A 13786-nucleotide genomic window follows, 5' to 3' on the forward strand; every position below is an offset into this window, starting at 1 on the left:
GCCACGGCCCAGCCTCCCCGCAGGGTGGCTGGGCGCTGTGCCGGGCCTCCGATCGGGTGGTGCTCGTTGACAGGCAGGACTACTCGTCTGATGCTTTAATCAGTTATGTGGAGATGGTCAGTAAGTGGAGGTGGTCACCTTCGGAGGCCGCCACGGCATCCCTTGTCTCGCGAATGGGAAATTCCGCGCCGGCTGACCGTGTGAGCGCCCGATCCCGAGGAGAAGTGCCATGAGTGAGAACGATCTGCAGGCCAGGTTCCAGAAGCTGCCCGAGGCCGTCCGGGAGAAGGTCGACTCGGCGCTGGCGGACGCGAAGATCGCGCTGAAGTTGCGCATCGCCGAGCTTCTGGCCGACAAGGAGGAGATGGCCCAGCACGCCGTCACCACGGCCGGCCGGATCGGTGCCAAGAGCGGCGAGGTGTCCGAGCTGACGACCATCCTGCCGCTGAAGCCGGACGGCGCGAAGCAGCTGCGGAAGTTCTTCAAGCTGGTCGGCGGGAACCTGGCGGGCGCGGGTCAGGTCGGCACGCTGCACAACATGCGGTTCGTGTTCCTGGAGAACGACACGAAGCTGCTGTTCGCGACTGCCTTCGACGGCGAGTGGGACCCCTACATCGACGACTTCGCCACCAAGATCCCCGACTTCATGGACTACCTGTTCAGCAACGTCGAGGGATGGCCCGGCATCACCTCGCCGGACGTGAAGGAGTTCATCGTCAAGCACCAGCTCCCGGCGGAGGCGTGGTACGTCGCGCACCCCGACCTCACCGTCGCGGAGGCCGGTCGGCTCAAGCGGCAGGAGGCCGTCGTGCAGCGGTTCCTGTCCGACCTCAACTGACGGCAGGCGCGCCATGCCTTCTCCGCTGCTCCGGCGTCTGCGCCGCCCGCCCACGCTGGATCTCGACGACATCCAGGCGACCCTGCTGCGGGCCCGGCCCGAGCCCTACTTCGGTACCCACGCGATCCTGGAGATCACCGAGGCCGCAGGGGGCAGGGAGCTGCTGCGCCGGCTGGCCCCGCGGGTGACCTCGGCGGCCCGCTGGGACGAGCCGCAGCCGTCCTGGCTGGCCCTCGCCCTCAGCTACCAGGGGCTGGTGGCGCTCGGCGTGCCGCAGGAGTCACTGGCCTCCTTCCCCGCCAACTTCCGTGCCGGCATGGCCGCCCGCGCCGAGCGGCTGCGGGACACCGGCGTGAACGCCCCGGAGCACTGGGAGTTCCCGTTCGGCACCCCGCGCGTGCACGTCGCCGTCACGGTCTACGCCGCGAACGAGGACGACTGGCGCACAGAAGTCGCCGCCTAAGAGAAGGAGTTGGGCGAGGTTCCGGGGGTGCGGCTGCTGTCGCACCAGGACTTCGCGGCCGACGGGTTCAACGTCTTCGGATACCGGGACGGCTTCAGCCAGCCGGTGATCGAGGGCAGCGGCGCCGAACCGCTGCCCGGCGACGGCCGCCCGATCAAGGCGGGCGAGTTCCTGCTCGGCTACCCGAGCGAGACGGGTGTCCCGCTGCCCGTGCCGGCCCCGGACGTCCTGGGCCGCAACGGCACGTACGTCGTCTTCCGTAAGTACCACTCCCGCGTCGCCGCCTTCAACAAGTGGCTGCACGACAACGCCGGCACCGAGGCCGAACGCGAACTGCTGGCCGCCAAGCTCGTCGGGCGCTGGCGCAGTGGCGCACCGCTGGCCCTGGCCCCGGAGCGCGACGACCCGGCCATCGGCGAGGATCCGAACCGGATCAACGACTTCGACTACTCCGCCGATCCGCGCGGTCTGCGGACCCCTCTGGGCTCCCACATCCGCCGGATGAACCCGCGCGACACGAAACTGACGGTTCTCACCGACGTCAACATCCGCCGGATCATCCGGCGGGGCACCTCCTACGGCACCCCGCTTCCCCCGGACCGGCTGAAGGACGACGGCAAGCCGCGCGGCCTGGACTTCATCGCCCTCGGCGCCCGCGCGATCGACAACGTCGAGTTCCTGCAGAGCGAATGGGTCGGCTCCGGCAACTTCATGGGCCTGGGCAAGGAGAAGGACCCGATGATCTCGCTCCAGGACAAGGGCGCCTACTTCACGGTGCCCGGCACCCCGCCCCGCCGGGTGCGGAACATCCAGTCCTTCAACACCCTGCTCGGCGGCGAATACTTCTTCATGCCCGGCCTTTCCGCCATCCGCTGGCTCAGCGGCAGCTGACCCGAACCCTTCACTGAGGCACTCATGACCTCGTACGTCTCCTACCGGCCCGACCTGGAACAGCCGTTTCCGAACGAGGGGGAACTGATCCGCCAGGTCGTCGAGGCCATGGGCGAGGCCAACCGGCAGGTCGCCGACAAACACCGGCACGGCCTGCGCGACGCCCACGCCAAGAGCCACGGCGTCCTCGCCGGTGAACTGCGCGTCCGGCCCGACCTTCCCGCCCACCTCGCTCAGGGCCTCTTCGCCGAACCGGCCGCCTACCCGGTGATCGTCCGCTTCTCCTCCGCCCCCGGCGACCTGCGCTCCGACCGGGTACCCGTGCAGCGCGGCATCGCGATCAAGGTGATCGGCGCACCCGGACCCCGCGCCCTCGACGACGGCTCCACCACCCAGGACTTCCTCCTGGTCAACCACCCCACGCTGCCCTTCGGCAACATCGCCGAGTACGCCAAGCTCCAGGACCTGCTGGAGAAGCAGCCCCGCCAGAGCGATCAGGAGCTGCGGCTCACCGGAGCGGCCGCCCGCGTGGCCGCCAAGGCCCTCACCAGGGCTGGACGCCCGCTCCCGCCGGCCGTCGAGACCCTGGCCGCCGCCAACGACCACATCCTCGGTGAGACCTTCCACTCCATGGCCGCGCTGCGCTACGGCGACCATGTCGCGAAGATCTCCGCCGCGCCCCGCTCGGCGAACGTGAAGGCTCTCACGGGCAGCCGCGTCGGCAGGAAGGCCGGCGAGTCGGCGCTGCGCGACCTCGTCGTCGACTTCTTCGCACACGACAGCGCCGAGTACGACATCCGGGCCCAGCTGTGCACGGACATCGAACGGATGCCTGTGGAGGACGCGTCGGTCCTGTGGCCCGAGGAGCTGTCACCCCACGAGGTCGTGGCCGTGCTCCACCTGCCCGCCCAGGACGCTTACAGCGACGCCCGCCGCCGCTACGCGGACGACGTTCTCTCCTTCAGCCCCTGGCACGCCCTGGAGGCCCACCGTCCCCTGGGTTCCATCATGCGCTCCCGTCGCGCCGCCTATCCCGCCTCCAGCGACTTCCGCCACCGTCTCAATGGCATCGAGCCCGAGGAGCCGTCCGACATCAAGGAGCTTCCCGCCTGATGAGGCAGGCCGGTTCGTGGACGCGGCCGCGGATCGTGCCGGCGGCGCGCGTGCCAGAATGGTGGTGCCCGTTTTCCGTCCGGTCTCATCGAGGTTCCTTCCGTGCCCCAGCCCGTCGGCCGCGTGCCGCAGCGACGCAACGCACGGTCCAACCGGGCGCGCATCCTCGCCACCGCCCGCCAGGAGCTCGGGCGAAACCCCGACACCACCCTGGAGGAGCTGGCACGCGCCGCCGGTGTCGTCAGGCGAACGCTCTTCGGGCACTTCCCGGGACGCGCCGCGCTCCTGGAGGCGCTGGCCGAGGAGGCCGCCGAGGCTCTGCAGGGCGCCGTCGCAGGCGCGGCGGAGGCGAGGGAGCCGGCCGAGCGGGCACTCGCGCGCTTCTCGTTGGTGATGTGGCCGGTGGGAGACCGGTACCGGATGCTCCTGGCGCTCGCCCAGCGCGACCTCGGCGTCGAAAGGGTCGCCGAGATCCTCGAACCCGCCCGTGCCAGAGCGACGGTCGTCGTGGAGCGGGGGCAGCGGGACGGCGTCTTCCACTCCCATCTGCCGCCCGCGGTGCTCAGCGCCGCCCTGGAGGCGATGGCGCTCGCCCTGCTGGAAGAGGTCAACACCGGGGCTCTGGAGGACGACGGCACCCGGGTGGCCGTCACCACGCTCATCGCGGCGGGCGTGCCGGAGGAGCGGGCGCGCGTTGTCGTGGAAGAGGTGGCGGCCTCGGTCGCCCAGGAGGCCGGCGGCGACGGCTGAGTCGCGGCCCGGCCGATGTGGGCGACGGCTGAGTCGGGGCCCGGCTCACTGGGGCGAGTGCGAGCGGACCCGGTGACAAGACGCTGAGTCCGCTCGACTTCCTGCCCGGCGCACCCCTTCCGTCGCACCGGGAAGTCCCCAGCCGAGGGGCCACCGGGGCTTTCCGGTCGGCACCCTGGACGCACGCAGCAAGAGGACGGTGCCGGCTGTCCCTTCCGACACCGTCCGGGGCCGTGCACCGCTCAGGCACGGCCCGTCCTCGGGGGAGGAGGCCGGAAGGAACGCCGTCCGGGCTCCGGTCGGCGGCCACGGGCCGCGGTCATGCCGTGGGGTTCAGGCGGCGCCCACGGTCTCGGTCTGCCTCGCCGTCCCGTCCGTCTGATCCTGACGGTGCTGCGCGACGCGCTTGCGGCCGGGCAGGACGGCGATGACGATCAGCGTGCCGGCGGCCATGATGACGCCGCCGATGAGGCTGGTGTGGGCGATGGAGTGGGCGAAGGACTCGTGCACCGCGCCGAGCAGGGCCTGGGCCTGCTGGGCGCCGCCCTGGGGGTTCAGGGCGACCTGTTCGGCGACCGCGATGCCGCCGCCGACCGAGTCCTGGGCGGTGTCCATCGCGGCGGCCGGAAGGTGGCCGCCGACGAGCTCGGTCAGCTTGTCCTTGTAGGACGTGGCCAGCAGCGAGCCGAGGACGGCGATGCCCAGGGCGCAGCCGAGCTCCAGCGCGGTGTCGTTGGCGCCGCCGCCGACGCCGAGCTCCGATTCGGGGAAGGCGCCCATGATGGTGTCGGTGGCCGGGGACAGGCTCAGGCCGATCGCGAAGCCGAGCAGGAGCAGGGGCGTCAGGAAGTCGGTGTACGTCGAGCCCGACTCGATCTGCGTCAGCAGGAGGACGCCTGCGGTGCCGATGGCCATGCCGGTGCCGACCATCAGCTTCACGCCCAGCTTCGGGGCCAGCTTGCCGGTCACGGCGGCACCGACGAAGACGGCTCCGGCGAGCGGCAGCAGTCGTATGCCGGTCTCCAGCGCGTCGTAGCCGAGGACGAACTGCAGGAACTGGGTGGAGTAGTAGATCGAGCCGAAGGTGCCGAAGAAGAAGAACAGCACCGCGAGCATCGAGCCGCTGAAGGGGCGCTCCTTGAACTTCCGCACATTCAGCATGGGGTTGGGGTGGCGCAGCTCCCAGACGACGAAGGCAGCCAGACCCAGGCCGGCGACCACGGCCGCGGTGATCGGGCCGGCGCCCCAGCCGAAGTGAGGGCCTTCGATGGTGGCGTAGACGAGGCTGCCGACCGAGACGATCGACAGCAGACCGCCGACGTAGTCGATGCGGCCCATGTCCTTCGCCTTGGACGGCGGCACCAGTACCAGCGCTCCGGCGACGCCGAGGACGGCGATGGGCACGTTCATGAGGAAGGTGGAGCCCCAGGCGTGGTCCTGCAGCAGCCAGCCGGCGGCCACCGGTCCGGCGGCGATGGCGAGACCGGAGGTGGCACTCCAGGCCGTGATGGCCTTGGCGCGCTCTGCCCTCGGGAAGATCGCGACCAGCAGGGAGAGGGTGGCCGGCATGACCACGGCGGCGCCCACGCCCATGATCGCGCGGGCGGTGACGACCAGGCCGGTCTCGTCGACCAGGCCGCCCATCACCGAACCGGCCGCGAAGACCAGCAGGCCCAGGATCAGCGCGCCCCGGCGGCTGTACTTGTCGCCGATCGCTCCCAGCACCAGCATCAGCGCCGCGTACGGGACGGTGTAGCCGTCGATGACCCACTGCAGGTCGCTGCTGGAGAGGCCCAGGTCCTTGGTCAGGTCCGGCGCGGCCACGACCAGCGACGTGTTGGCCATCACGACGATCAGCAGGCTGAGGCAGAGCACGAGCAAGGCCCACCAGCGGCGTGGGTAGGGCTCGGTCGTCTTCTCGGCGGGTGTGTGGGCAAAGAGCGGCATCGGGAGCTCCTCGGGGGTGGGGGAAGCGGATGCTTCGGAGCGGGGGATCGGTGCGGGCGGGGCCGTCGGGCCTGCGAGGCACGATCGACAGTTAATTGCCCATCCATGTGCAGGTTAGTTACTTGCTCACGGATGTGCAACTATTGGGGCCGGTCATCGTCGGCCGGCCTCTTGGCCCGCCCTGTACGCGGTCGTGGCGCGTCGCGCGGTGTCCGGGGCATGCCAACGGTCGATCCGACCCGGCCCGCCGGGCTGGGGTGCTGGAGGGGCATCCGCTGGGCCTCGGGGGGTACGGGAACGCCGGGGCTCGGCCCGACGGCGGCACGCCGCAGCGCGACCGCCGCGCTGATCGCGTGGGGTGCGGACGGTGACTGAGCCGCCACCTGCGACCGAGGGCTCGACTGCCGGCCCGAGTGCATCGGCGCCCACGTCTCGGACGCCCTCGTCTCGGACGCCTACTCCGAGAACTTCCTGACCGCCTTCTGGAGAGGGCCCCCATGCACCGGTCCCCGCCCGATGGCGGACGCGCCGGCGAGGCCTATCGCGTCGATCCCTTGTTCATGGGCTCCTCGGCCCCGGGGGGCCTGATCGTCGTCGCCGCTTCCATGGCGGCGCCGGCCGGTGGCGCCGTGGTCGACCGGATCGCGGCGGCCCGTGCGGAGAGCCGTACGGCCGAGGCGTTCCAGGAGGGCAGGGGAACCGTGGATCGGCCGTCGGTGCGCGTCAGCGGCTTCCCCGTGCTCACCCAGCTGGCGAGGGGCAGCCTCCGGCGCGTCGGCCTGGCCGCCCATGACATGCCCGCGCACGGCTCGACGCCGCCTTCACCGGCCGCTCGGTCGCCTTTCGGCGGGGTTCTTCCTCCGCCGGGTGGGAGTGGTCGTCTCAGGCGGGGTCGGGGAGGGGGCGCCGGGCGACCTCGTGGGCGTCGCCCGGTGGTACGCCCAGCATGCGCAGGACCATCTCGGCCAGGTTCACCGCCGCCTCGTCGCCGTCCAGGTCGGGGCGCGCGAACCTCAGCTCCACCAGGGACAGCAGGGTGCCGCCCAGTGCCGACAGGGCCACGGTCGGGTCGGCGACGGTGAAGCGGCCGGAGGCCGTGCCGACCTCGATGTCACGCAGCGCCCGCCGGGCCAGGCCGTTGTCCGAGTGGATGTGACCGAGGCCCCGACGGCGCAGGACCTGCATCAGTTCCGGGTGGGAGTCGGCCATGCGGGCGCTGAGGCGGAAGCCCGCCGCGACGAGCTCCGCAGGGTCGTCGATCTCCGCCAGGCGCTGGTCGAAGTTCCGGCCGTACTCCTCCAGGGCGTCCACCACCGCCGCCTCGAACAGCTCGGCCTTCGACTCGAAGTGGTTGTAGAAGGAGCCGAAGCCCACGTCGGCGCGCTCGGCGATCGCCTGGATGCTGATGCCGGTGTCCCCGCTGTCGGCGAGTATCTGCCGGGCGGCGCGAACGAGCGCGCTACGGGTCTCGGCGCGCCGTCGCTCGAATCGGTTGCTGGGCGGGGCTGACGTAGGCATGCGCCCAAGTCTAACCCCGCAGGCGATGACGACTGCAGTTCTGATGAATCCATCATTTCCAGCCGGGAGCATCTTGACGACGTAACTGTCAAAGTTGATGATTTCCTCATTACGGCAATGTTGCTCGGAGGGCACCATGTCTGAAACCCGCGTCCACGGGCCCGATGCCACGACGGCCCACCAGGACCTGCACAGCGAACGGGGAGCCCTGCGGGGCGAGCGTCCCGGCCGCTCCCGGAATCCCGTGATCAAGGTCGCGGACCTGGCCTGGCTGGAGTTCGAGAAGCCCGACCTGGAGCGAGCCGAGGTCTTCGCCCGGGACTTCGGCTTCCAGATCGCCGCGCGCACCGACAGCGAACTGTGGCTGCGCGGCACGTTCGCCGGCCCGCCGTGCATGGTGATCCGGCGCGGGCGTACGTCCCGCTTCATCGGCCCGGCGTTCCGCGCGGCGGAGCGGCCCGATCTGGACCGGCTGGCGCGCGCCACCGGGACCGACGTGCGTGACGCGGACGTACCCGGCGGCGGAAAGACGGTCGACCTGCTCGATCCGTCCGGCTTCCCGGTGCGGGTGGTGCACTGCGGCGAGCAACTGCCGGCGCTGCCCGAGCAGCCGCCGCTGCTGCTCAACTTCGGCACGGATCACCGCCGTACGAACGCCACGCAGCGCCCGCCGCGCGAGCCGTCCCGGATCCAGCGGCTGGGCCATGTCGTCCTGGAGACCCGCGTGTTCGGCCGGGCCCTGGACTGGTACCTGGACACGCTGGGGATGATCGTGTCCGACTTCCTCTTCCTGGACGGGCAGCGCGACCGTGGCCCGACCATGGCGTTCATCCGCTGCGACCTCGGCAGCGTGCCGGCCGACCACCACACCCTGGCCATGCACCTGGGGCCGGGGACCGGGTATGTCCACTCCGCCTACCAGGTCACCGACCTGGACTCGATCGCCGTCGGCGGCGAATACCTCAAAGAGCGCGGATACCAGCGCAGCTGGGGCGTCGGCCGGCACATCCAGGGCAGCCAGCTCTTCGACTACTGGCGTGACCCCGACCGCTTCATGCTGGAGCACTTCGCCGACGGCGACCTGTTCTCCAGCGACGTCGAGCCCGGGTGGGCGCCCATGTCGACCAGCGGTCTCGCCCAGTGGGGTCCACCGGCCACCCGTGACTTCCTCGGTGCGAGCCCCTCCCCGCAACGGGTCCGCGACGTCATCCAGGCCCTGCGCGGCGACAACGAGATGGACCCGGCGCGCCTGCTGGGCCTGCTCAAAGCCGCCAAGTCCTGAATCCTCAATCCCCTCACGAAGGTACTGACATGAGCACCAACGTCCTGCGCACCGCCGACGGATGGTGGGTCGTCCGTCCCCAAGCTCTCGACTCCGTTCGAGCAGGGGAGCCCCCGATCCACCGGGCCATCCCCGTCGACACCAAGGCCACCACCACCGCCGAGCTGATCGCCGACCGTGACGCCGTACGAGAGGCGGCACGCTCGACCGAGGCGGGCACGCCCGTTGCCGACCTGGCCGTCCTCTCGCCGGTCACCACCCCCTGCCGGGTGGTCGCCCAGATGGTCAACTACCGCAGCCACGCCCGTGACTCGGGCTTCACGGGCGACATCCCGCCCGCCTTCTTCCGCAAGGCGTCCGGCTCGGTCAGCGGGCCCGGCGACACCGTCGTACGGCCCTCGCACGTGAAGTTCCTCGACTACGAGGTCGAACTCGGGCTCGTCATGGGCGCCACCCTGCCCGTCGGCACCACGGTCGACGAGCGGGACCTGCCGTCGTACGTCGCCGGGCTCGTCGTCACCGACGACGTCAGCGCACGCGACGTCCAGCTGACCAAGACGCAGTTCTACGAGAGCAAGTCCTACCCGACCTTCACGCCGACCGGCCCGTACCTCGCCCTGCTGGAGCCGGAGGACTTCGCCCATCTCCTCGACCTCAGGCTGAAGCTGTCCGTCAACGGCGAGCTGCGCCAGGACCGCACCCTCGCCGACATGATCGTCCGCCCGGCGCAGGCGCTGACCCTGCTCGCTCGTTTCCAGACCCTCGACCCCGGCGACCTGCTGCTGACCGGCACGCCCGGCGGCACGGCCCTCAAGGCCCCGCCGAAACCGGTCGAGAAGATCGGCGCGCTGCTGCCGCCCGCCCTGAAGTGGAAGGCGTTCTTCACGTCCCAGGCGAAGAACCCGCACTACCTGCAGGCGGGAGACGTGATCACAGCGACGATCGCGACCCCGGACGGCCGGATCGACCTCGGCGAGCAGCGCACCCCCGTCACGGACGCGAAGTAGGGACCTCAGGTGAGCCGCACCGAACAGCAGGTACCCGTGGTGATCATCGGCGCGGGACCGGTGGGCGTGACCGCCGCCCTCCTCCTCGCCCGGCACGGAGTCCGCACCGTCGTCCTGGAACGCCACCGGGACGTCTACCCGCTCCCGCGCGCCGTCGCCACCGACGACGAGGTCCGCAGGATCCTCCAGGCCGCGGGCGTGGGGGAGGAGTTCGCCGCGATCGCCCGCCCGGCGAACGGACTGCGGCTCCTGGACGCCCGGCACCGGGTGATGGCCGAGTTCCGCCGTACCGAGCACGGCCGTCACGGCTACCCGCAGACCAGCATGTTCGACCAGCCCGAACTGGAACGACTGCTCCGTGACGCACTCGCCCGGAACCCGCGGTGCGCACTGCGCTGCGGCGTGGAGGTCACCGGGGTCGCCCCGGACACCGCCGGCCCCGTGCGCGTGACCTACCGCGACGACGACGGAGAGCACGAACTGTGGGCCGAGGCGGTCCTCGGCTGCGACGGGGCGAACAGCCTCACCCGCGACGCCATCGGCGCCGTGTGGGAGGACCTGCGCTTCGAGGAACGCTGGACCGTCGTCGACGTCCGCACGAACGCCGACGTCCGCTGCTGGGAAGGCGTCGACCAGGTCTGCGACCCACACCGCCCGGCGACCTTCATGCGCGTCGGCGAGGACCGCTACCGCTGGGAGTTCCGGCTCCAGGGCGGCGACGAGCCGGTCCGCGATCTGGTCGCGCCATGGCTGCCGCCCTCCTACGACGGTGACTTCGAGGTCGTCCGCGAGACCCAGTACACCTTCCGGGCGCGCATCGCCGACCGGTGGCGCAGCGGACGGGTCTTCCTCCTCGGCGACGCCGCCCACCTCACCCCGCCGTTCATCGGACAGGGGCTGTGCGCGGGACTGCGGGACGCCCACAACCTCACCTGGAAGCTCGCCCGCGTCCTGGGCCAGGGCGGCGACGAGCGGCTCCTGGACACGTACGAGAACGAACGCAAGCCGCACGCCCGCCACGTCATACGGCTCGCGGTCGCGATGGGGTGGGCCATGACCGGCGGCCAGGACAGCGCCGCGGCACTGCGCCGCAGACTCCTGGCCGCGGCCTGCCGCATACCCGGCCTCACGCAGCTGGCCGGCCGCGACCTCAGCCCGCCCCTGACCGCCGGACCGCTCGTCCGACGCCGCAACCGCAGGGGCCTGGCGGGCACCCACTGCCCACAACCGTGGACCACCACCGACGGACAGCGCACCCGCCTCGACGAGCTGCTCGGCGACTCCTTCACCATCCTCACCGCCACCGAACCCTGGCCCGCACTGAACGCCCTCGCCCACGCGCTCGGCGCCCGGACGATCTCCGCCACCGGCCTCGGCGACGACGGCACCCTCGCGGCCTGGCTGCGCGGTGGCCGGGCGGATGCCGTACTGCTGCGCCCCGACCGCGTCGTCGCGGACGTCGTCCCGGCAGGGGGCAGCGACTTCACCGACACCGCCACCTGGGCGGCCCTCCTGCACACCACGCGCAGCACCCTCCCCCTCCAACAGACCGCCGAGAAGAGCCTGCTGAGGAGCGCCACACGATGACCAGGCCGGACCCCTTCACGACCCCTGACGCCAAGGCCGTCGCGAACAGCCGCATCATGGACTTCGCCCGCCACACCGGAAGGGACGGCACCGACTACACCGCCCTGCACCACTGGTCGGTCACCGACCTGGAAGGCTTCTGGCGCGCGGTGTGGGACTACTTCGACATCGAGTCCGACACCCCGTACGAGCAGGTCCTGGCCGAGGAGCGGATGCCCGGCGCCCGCTGGTTCCCCGGCGCCACCCTCAACTACACCCACCACGCCCTGCGCAACCTCGCCGACGACGACGTGGCGATCATCGCCCTCGACGAGACCGGCTCCTGCTACGAGGTGACCGGGGGCCGCCTGCGCGCCCAGGTCGCCTCGGTGGCCGCGACCCTGCGCGAGCTGGGGGTGGGCCAAGGCGACCGGGTCGTCGGCTACCTGCCCAACACCCCGCACGCGATCGTCGCGTTCCTCGCCGCCGCGAGCCTCGGCGCCGTGTGGTCGGTCTGCGGGCAGGACTACGCGCCCCAGGCGGCCGCCGACCGCTTCGCCCAGCTCGAACCCACCGTCCTGATCGCCGCCGACGGCTACCTCTTCAACGGCACCACCCACGACCGCCGCGCGGCCGTCGGTGAACTGGGCGCGCACCTCCCGACGTTGAAGGCGACGCTGCTGGTGGACCACGTGGGCCTGCCGCGGCCGTCACACGCGTCCCCCTCGGTCGTGGTGCCGTGGGAGGACGCCTCCACCCGCGCCGAGGAACTCACCTGCACCCCGGTGCCGTTCGACCACCCGCTGTGGGTCGTGTTCTCCTCGGGCACCACCGGTCTGCCCAAGGGCATCGTCCACGGCCACGGCGGCGTCCTGCTCGAACACCTCAAGACCCTCGGACTGCACTCGGACCTCGGCCCCGGCGACCGCCTCCTGTGGTACACCACCACCCACTGGATGATGTGGAACCTGGTCGCCTCCACGCTCCTCACCGGCGCCACCACGTGCACCTACGACGGCAGCCCGGCGCCCTTCGCCCAGCTCGACGTCCTGTGGGAGCTGGCCGCGCGCCATCGGGCGACCGTCTTCGGCACCAGCCCCCAGTACCTGCTGGGCATGGCCAAGTACGGCATCGACCCCTCGGCGCACGACCTGTCGTCGATCCGCGTGGTCGGCTGCACCGGCTCCGCCCTGCCGGCCTCCGCCTACCCCTGGGTCCGCGAGCACGTCGGCGACCACGTCCTGCTCGCGTCCATCAGCGGCGGCACGGACGTGGTGTCCGGCTTCGCGGGCAGCGCGCCCACCACTCCCGTCTGGGCCGGGGAGCTGTCCGCACCCCATCTCGGCGTGGCGCTCGCCGCGTACGACGGCGAGGGCCTCCCGGTCGTGGATCAGGTGGGCGAGCTGGTCGTCACCCGTCCGATGCCGTCGATGCCGCTGTACTTCTGGAACGACCCCGACGGCACCCGCTACCGCGACGCCTACTTCTCCTCCTACCCGGGCGTGTGGCGGCACGGTGACTGGATCACGGTCACCGGTCACGGCTCGGTGATCGTCCACGGCCGCTCCGACAGCACCCTGAACCGCAACGGCGTCCGCCTGGGCAGCGCCGACATCCACGACGTCGTCGAACACCTCCCCGAGATCACGGAAGCGCTCGTCATCGGAGCGGAGGAACCCGACGGCGGCTACTGGATGCCCCTGTTCGTGGTCCTCGCCGCCGGGGTGACCCTGGACGACGCCCTCCGCGAGAAGATCAAGGAAGCGATCCGGGCCGGCGCCTCACCCCGCCACGTCCCCGACGAGATCATCGAGGTGCCGGGCATCCCGCACACCCGCACCGGCAAGAAACTCGAAGTCCCCGTCAAACGCCTCCTCCAAGGCGCCCCCGTCGAGCAGGTCGTCGACCCGGCAGGCGTGGACGTCCCCGACCTCATCGACCACTTCGCCCGCCTGAGCGCCGAACGCCGCAGGCGGCCGGCGTGACCACCGCACAGATCGCCCTCGCCGCCGCGTTGTCCCTCGTCTTCCTCCCGCTGGGACTGGGGAAGATCGCCGCGGCGCCGTTCATGCGCCGGGCGGCAGCGCACCTCGGCATGTCACGGGGCCTCTACCGCGTCGTCGGCGCCCTGGAGGTGGCCGGAGCCGTCGGACTGCTGCTCGGACCGGCCTCCGCCCCGCTCGGGGTGGCCGCCGGCATCGGGCTGGCGCTGCTGATGACCGCGGCCGCGGTTGTCCACCTGCGCCACGGCGACCCGCCCGTGCGGGCCCTGCCGGCCGCCGTGGTCGCCCTGACGGCGGCGGCGTACGCCGGGGCGACGGTCGCAGCCGGCTGACGCCACACCATCGGTTCACGCTCGCCGGGAACGCCTTGCCGGTCGATCCGCAGGTCACGCGTCACGCCGCGCTCGG

The 13786-nt window shown here is 71.5% G+C and carries 12 protein-coding genes and 1 pseudogene; 11 read left to right on the forward strand and 2 right to left on the reverse strand.

What is annotated here, in order from left to right:
• Nucleotides 1–229: 229 nt before the first annotated feature.
• The 5 genes from ACIGW2_RS08105 (at nucleotide 230) to ACIGW2_RS08125 (ending at nucleotide 4055) form a co-directional block, all read left to right on the forward strand.
• A complete protein-coding gene (locus ACIGW2_RS08105) occupies nucleotides 230–838 on the forward strand; it encodes a hypothetical protein (RefSeq protein ID WP_391652162.1) in 609 nt (202 codons plus the stop codon).
• A gap of 13 nt (nucleotides 839–851) precedes the next feature.
• Entirely contained in the window at nucleotides 852–1301 is a 450-nt protein-coding gene (locus tag ACIGW2_RS08110; RefSeq protein ID WP_399842001.1) for a hypothetical protein, read from the forward strand.
• A gap of 9 nt (nucleotides 1302–1310) precedes the next feature.
• Nucleotides 1311–2192: a Dyp-type peroxidase gene (locus ACIGW2_RS08115; RefSeq protein ID WP_399842004.1), complete on the forward strand. Its 882-nt coding sequence runs from the start codon at nucleotides 1311–1313 to the stop codon at nucleotides 2190–2192.
• Nucleotides 2193–2216: 24 nt separating this feature from the next.
• Complete coding sequence (locus tag ACIGW2_RS08120) at nucleotides 2217–3305, forward strand: catalase family protein (protein WP_399842006.1); 1089 nt, start codon at nucleotides 2217–2219, stop codon at nucleotides 3303–3305.
• Nucleotides 3306–3407: 102 nt separating this feature from the next.
• A complete protein-coding gene (locus ACIGW2_RS08125) occupies nucleotides 3408–4055 on the forward strand; it encodes a TetR/AcrR family transcriptional regulator (RefSeq protein ID WP_391652159.1) in 648 nt (215 codons plus the stop codon).
• A gap of 333 nt (nucleotides 4056–4388) precedes the next feature.
• Here ACIGW2_RS08125 and ACIGW2_RS08130 read toward each other — a convergent pair whose 3' ends face one another.
• Complete coding sequence (locus tag ACIGW2_RS08130) at nucleotides 4389–6002, reverse strand: MFS transporter (RefSeq protein WP_399842009.1); 1614 nt, start codon at nucleotides 6000–6002, stop codon at nucleotides 4389–4391.
• Nucleotides 6003–6607: 605 nt separating this feature from the next.
• Here ACIGW2_RS08130 and ACIGW2_RS08135 point away from each other — a divergent pair.
• Nucleotides 6608–6793: pseudogene (locus ACIGW2_RS08135) on the forward strand (LmeA family phospholipid-binding protein); the annotation flags it as partial.
• Between the two features lie 91 nt (nucleotides 6794–6884).
• Here ACIGW2_RS08135 and ACIGW2_RS08140 read toward each other — a convergent pair.
• Nucleotides 6885–7520 carry a TetR/AcrR family transcriptional regulator gene (locus ACIGW2_RS08140; protein ID WP_391652157.1) on the reverse strand — a complete coding sequence of 212 codons (636 nt, stop codon included), beginning with the start codon at nucleotides 7518–7520 and terminating at the stop codon, nucleotides 6885–6887.
• A 136-nt stretch (nucleotides 7521–7656) separates the two neighbouring features.
• Here ACIGW2_RS08140 and ACIGW2_RS08145 point away from each other — a divergent pair, with 136 nt between their 5' ends.
• The 5 genes from ACIGW2_RS08145 to ACIGW2_RS08165 are packed head-to-tail and all read left to right on the forward strand — an operon-like array spanning nucleotide 7657 to nucleotide 13710.
• Entirely contained in the window at nucleotides 7657–8802 is a 1146-nt protein-coding gene (locus ACIGW2_RS08145) for a VOC family protein (RefSeq protein ID WP_391652156.1), read from the forward strand.
• Nucleotides 8803–8831: 29 nt separating this feature from the next.
• The gene (locus tag ACIGW2_RS08150; RefSeq protein WP_391652155.1) at nucleotides 8832–9809 is read left to right on the forward strand and encodes a fumarylacetoacetate hydrolase family protein; all 978 of its coding nucleotides are present in this window, start codon (nucleotides 8832–8834) and stop codon (nucleotides 9807–9809) included.
• Between the two features lie 9 nt (nucleotides 9810–9818).
• On the forward strand, nucleotides 9819–11396 hold the full coding sequence (locus tag ACIGW2_RS08155; RefSeq protein ID WP_399842014.1) for a bifunctional 3-(3-hydroxy-phenyl)propionate/3-hydroxycinnamic acid hydroxylase: 1578 nt from the start codon (nucleotides 9819–9821) through the stop codon (nucleotides 11394–11396).
• Nucleotides 11393–13360 carry an acetoacetate--CoA ligase gene (locus ACIGW2_RS08160; protein ID WP_399842017.1) on the forward strand — a complete coding sequence of 656 codons (1968 nt, stop codon included), beginning with the start codon at nucleotides 11393–11395 and terminating at the stop codon, nucleotides 13358–13360. The genes ACIGW2_RS08155 and ACIGW2_RS08160 overlap by 4 nt, the downstream gene beginning before the upstream one ends.
• Nucleotides 13357–13710 carry a DoxX family protein gene (locus ACIGW2_RS08165; RefSeq protein ID WP_399842020.1) on the forward strand — a complete coding sequence of 118 codons (354 nt, stop codon included), beginning with the start codon at nucleotides 13357–13359 and terminating at the stop codon, nucleotides 13708–13710. The genes ACIGW2_RS08160 and ACIGW2_RS08165 overlap by 4 nt, the downstream gene beginning before the upstream one ends.
• Nucleotides 13711–13786 lie beyond the last annotated feature (76 nt).

This window comes from Streptomyces sp. NPDC053541, assembly GCF_044544705.1.
Taxonomy (GTDB): domain Bacteria; phylum Actinomycetota; class Actinomycetes; order Streptomycetales; family Streptomycetaceae; genus Streptomyces.

Excerpts from the sequence above, each read along its gene's own strand:
- ACIGW2_RS08105 (WP_391652162.1), top strand. The coding sequence starts at position 230 with ATGAGTGAGAACGATCTGCAGGCCAGGTTCCAGAAGCTGCCCGAGGCC.
- ACIGW2_RS08110 (WP_399842001.1), top strand. The coding sequence starts at position 852 with ATGCCTTCTCCGCTGCTCCGGCGTCTGCGCCGCCCGCCCACGCTGGAT.
- ACIGW2_RS08120 (WP_399842006.1), top strand. The coding sequence starts at position 2,217 with ATGACCTCGTACGTCTCCTACCGGCCCGACCTGGAACAGCCGTTTCCG.
- ACIGW2_RS08130 (WP_399842009.1), bottom strand. The coding sequence starts at position 6,002 with ATGCCGCTCTTTGCCCACACACCCGCCGAGAAGACGACCGAGCCCTAC.
- ACIGW2_RS08140 (WP_391652157.1), bottom strand. The coding sequence starts at position 7,520 with ATGCCTACGTCAGCCCCGCCCAGCAACCGATTCGAGCGACGGCGCGCC.
- ACIGW2_RS08145 (WP_391652156.1), top strand. The coding sequence starts at position 7,657 with ATGTCTGAAACCCGCGTCCACGGGCCCGATGCCACGACGGCCCACCAG.
- ACIGW2_RS08150 (WP_391652155.1), top strand. The coding sequence starts at position 8,832 with ATGAGCACCAACGTCCTGCGCACCGCCGACGGATGGTGGGTCGTCCGT.
- ACIGW2_RS08160 (WP_399842017.1), top strand. The coding sequence starts at position 11,393 with ATGACCAGGCCGGACCCCTTCACGACCCCTGACGCCAAGGCCGTCGCG.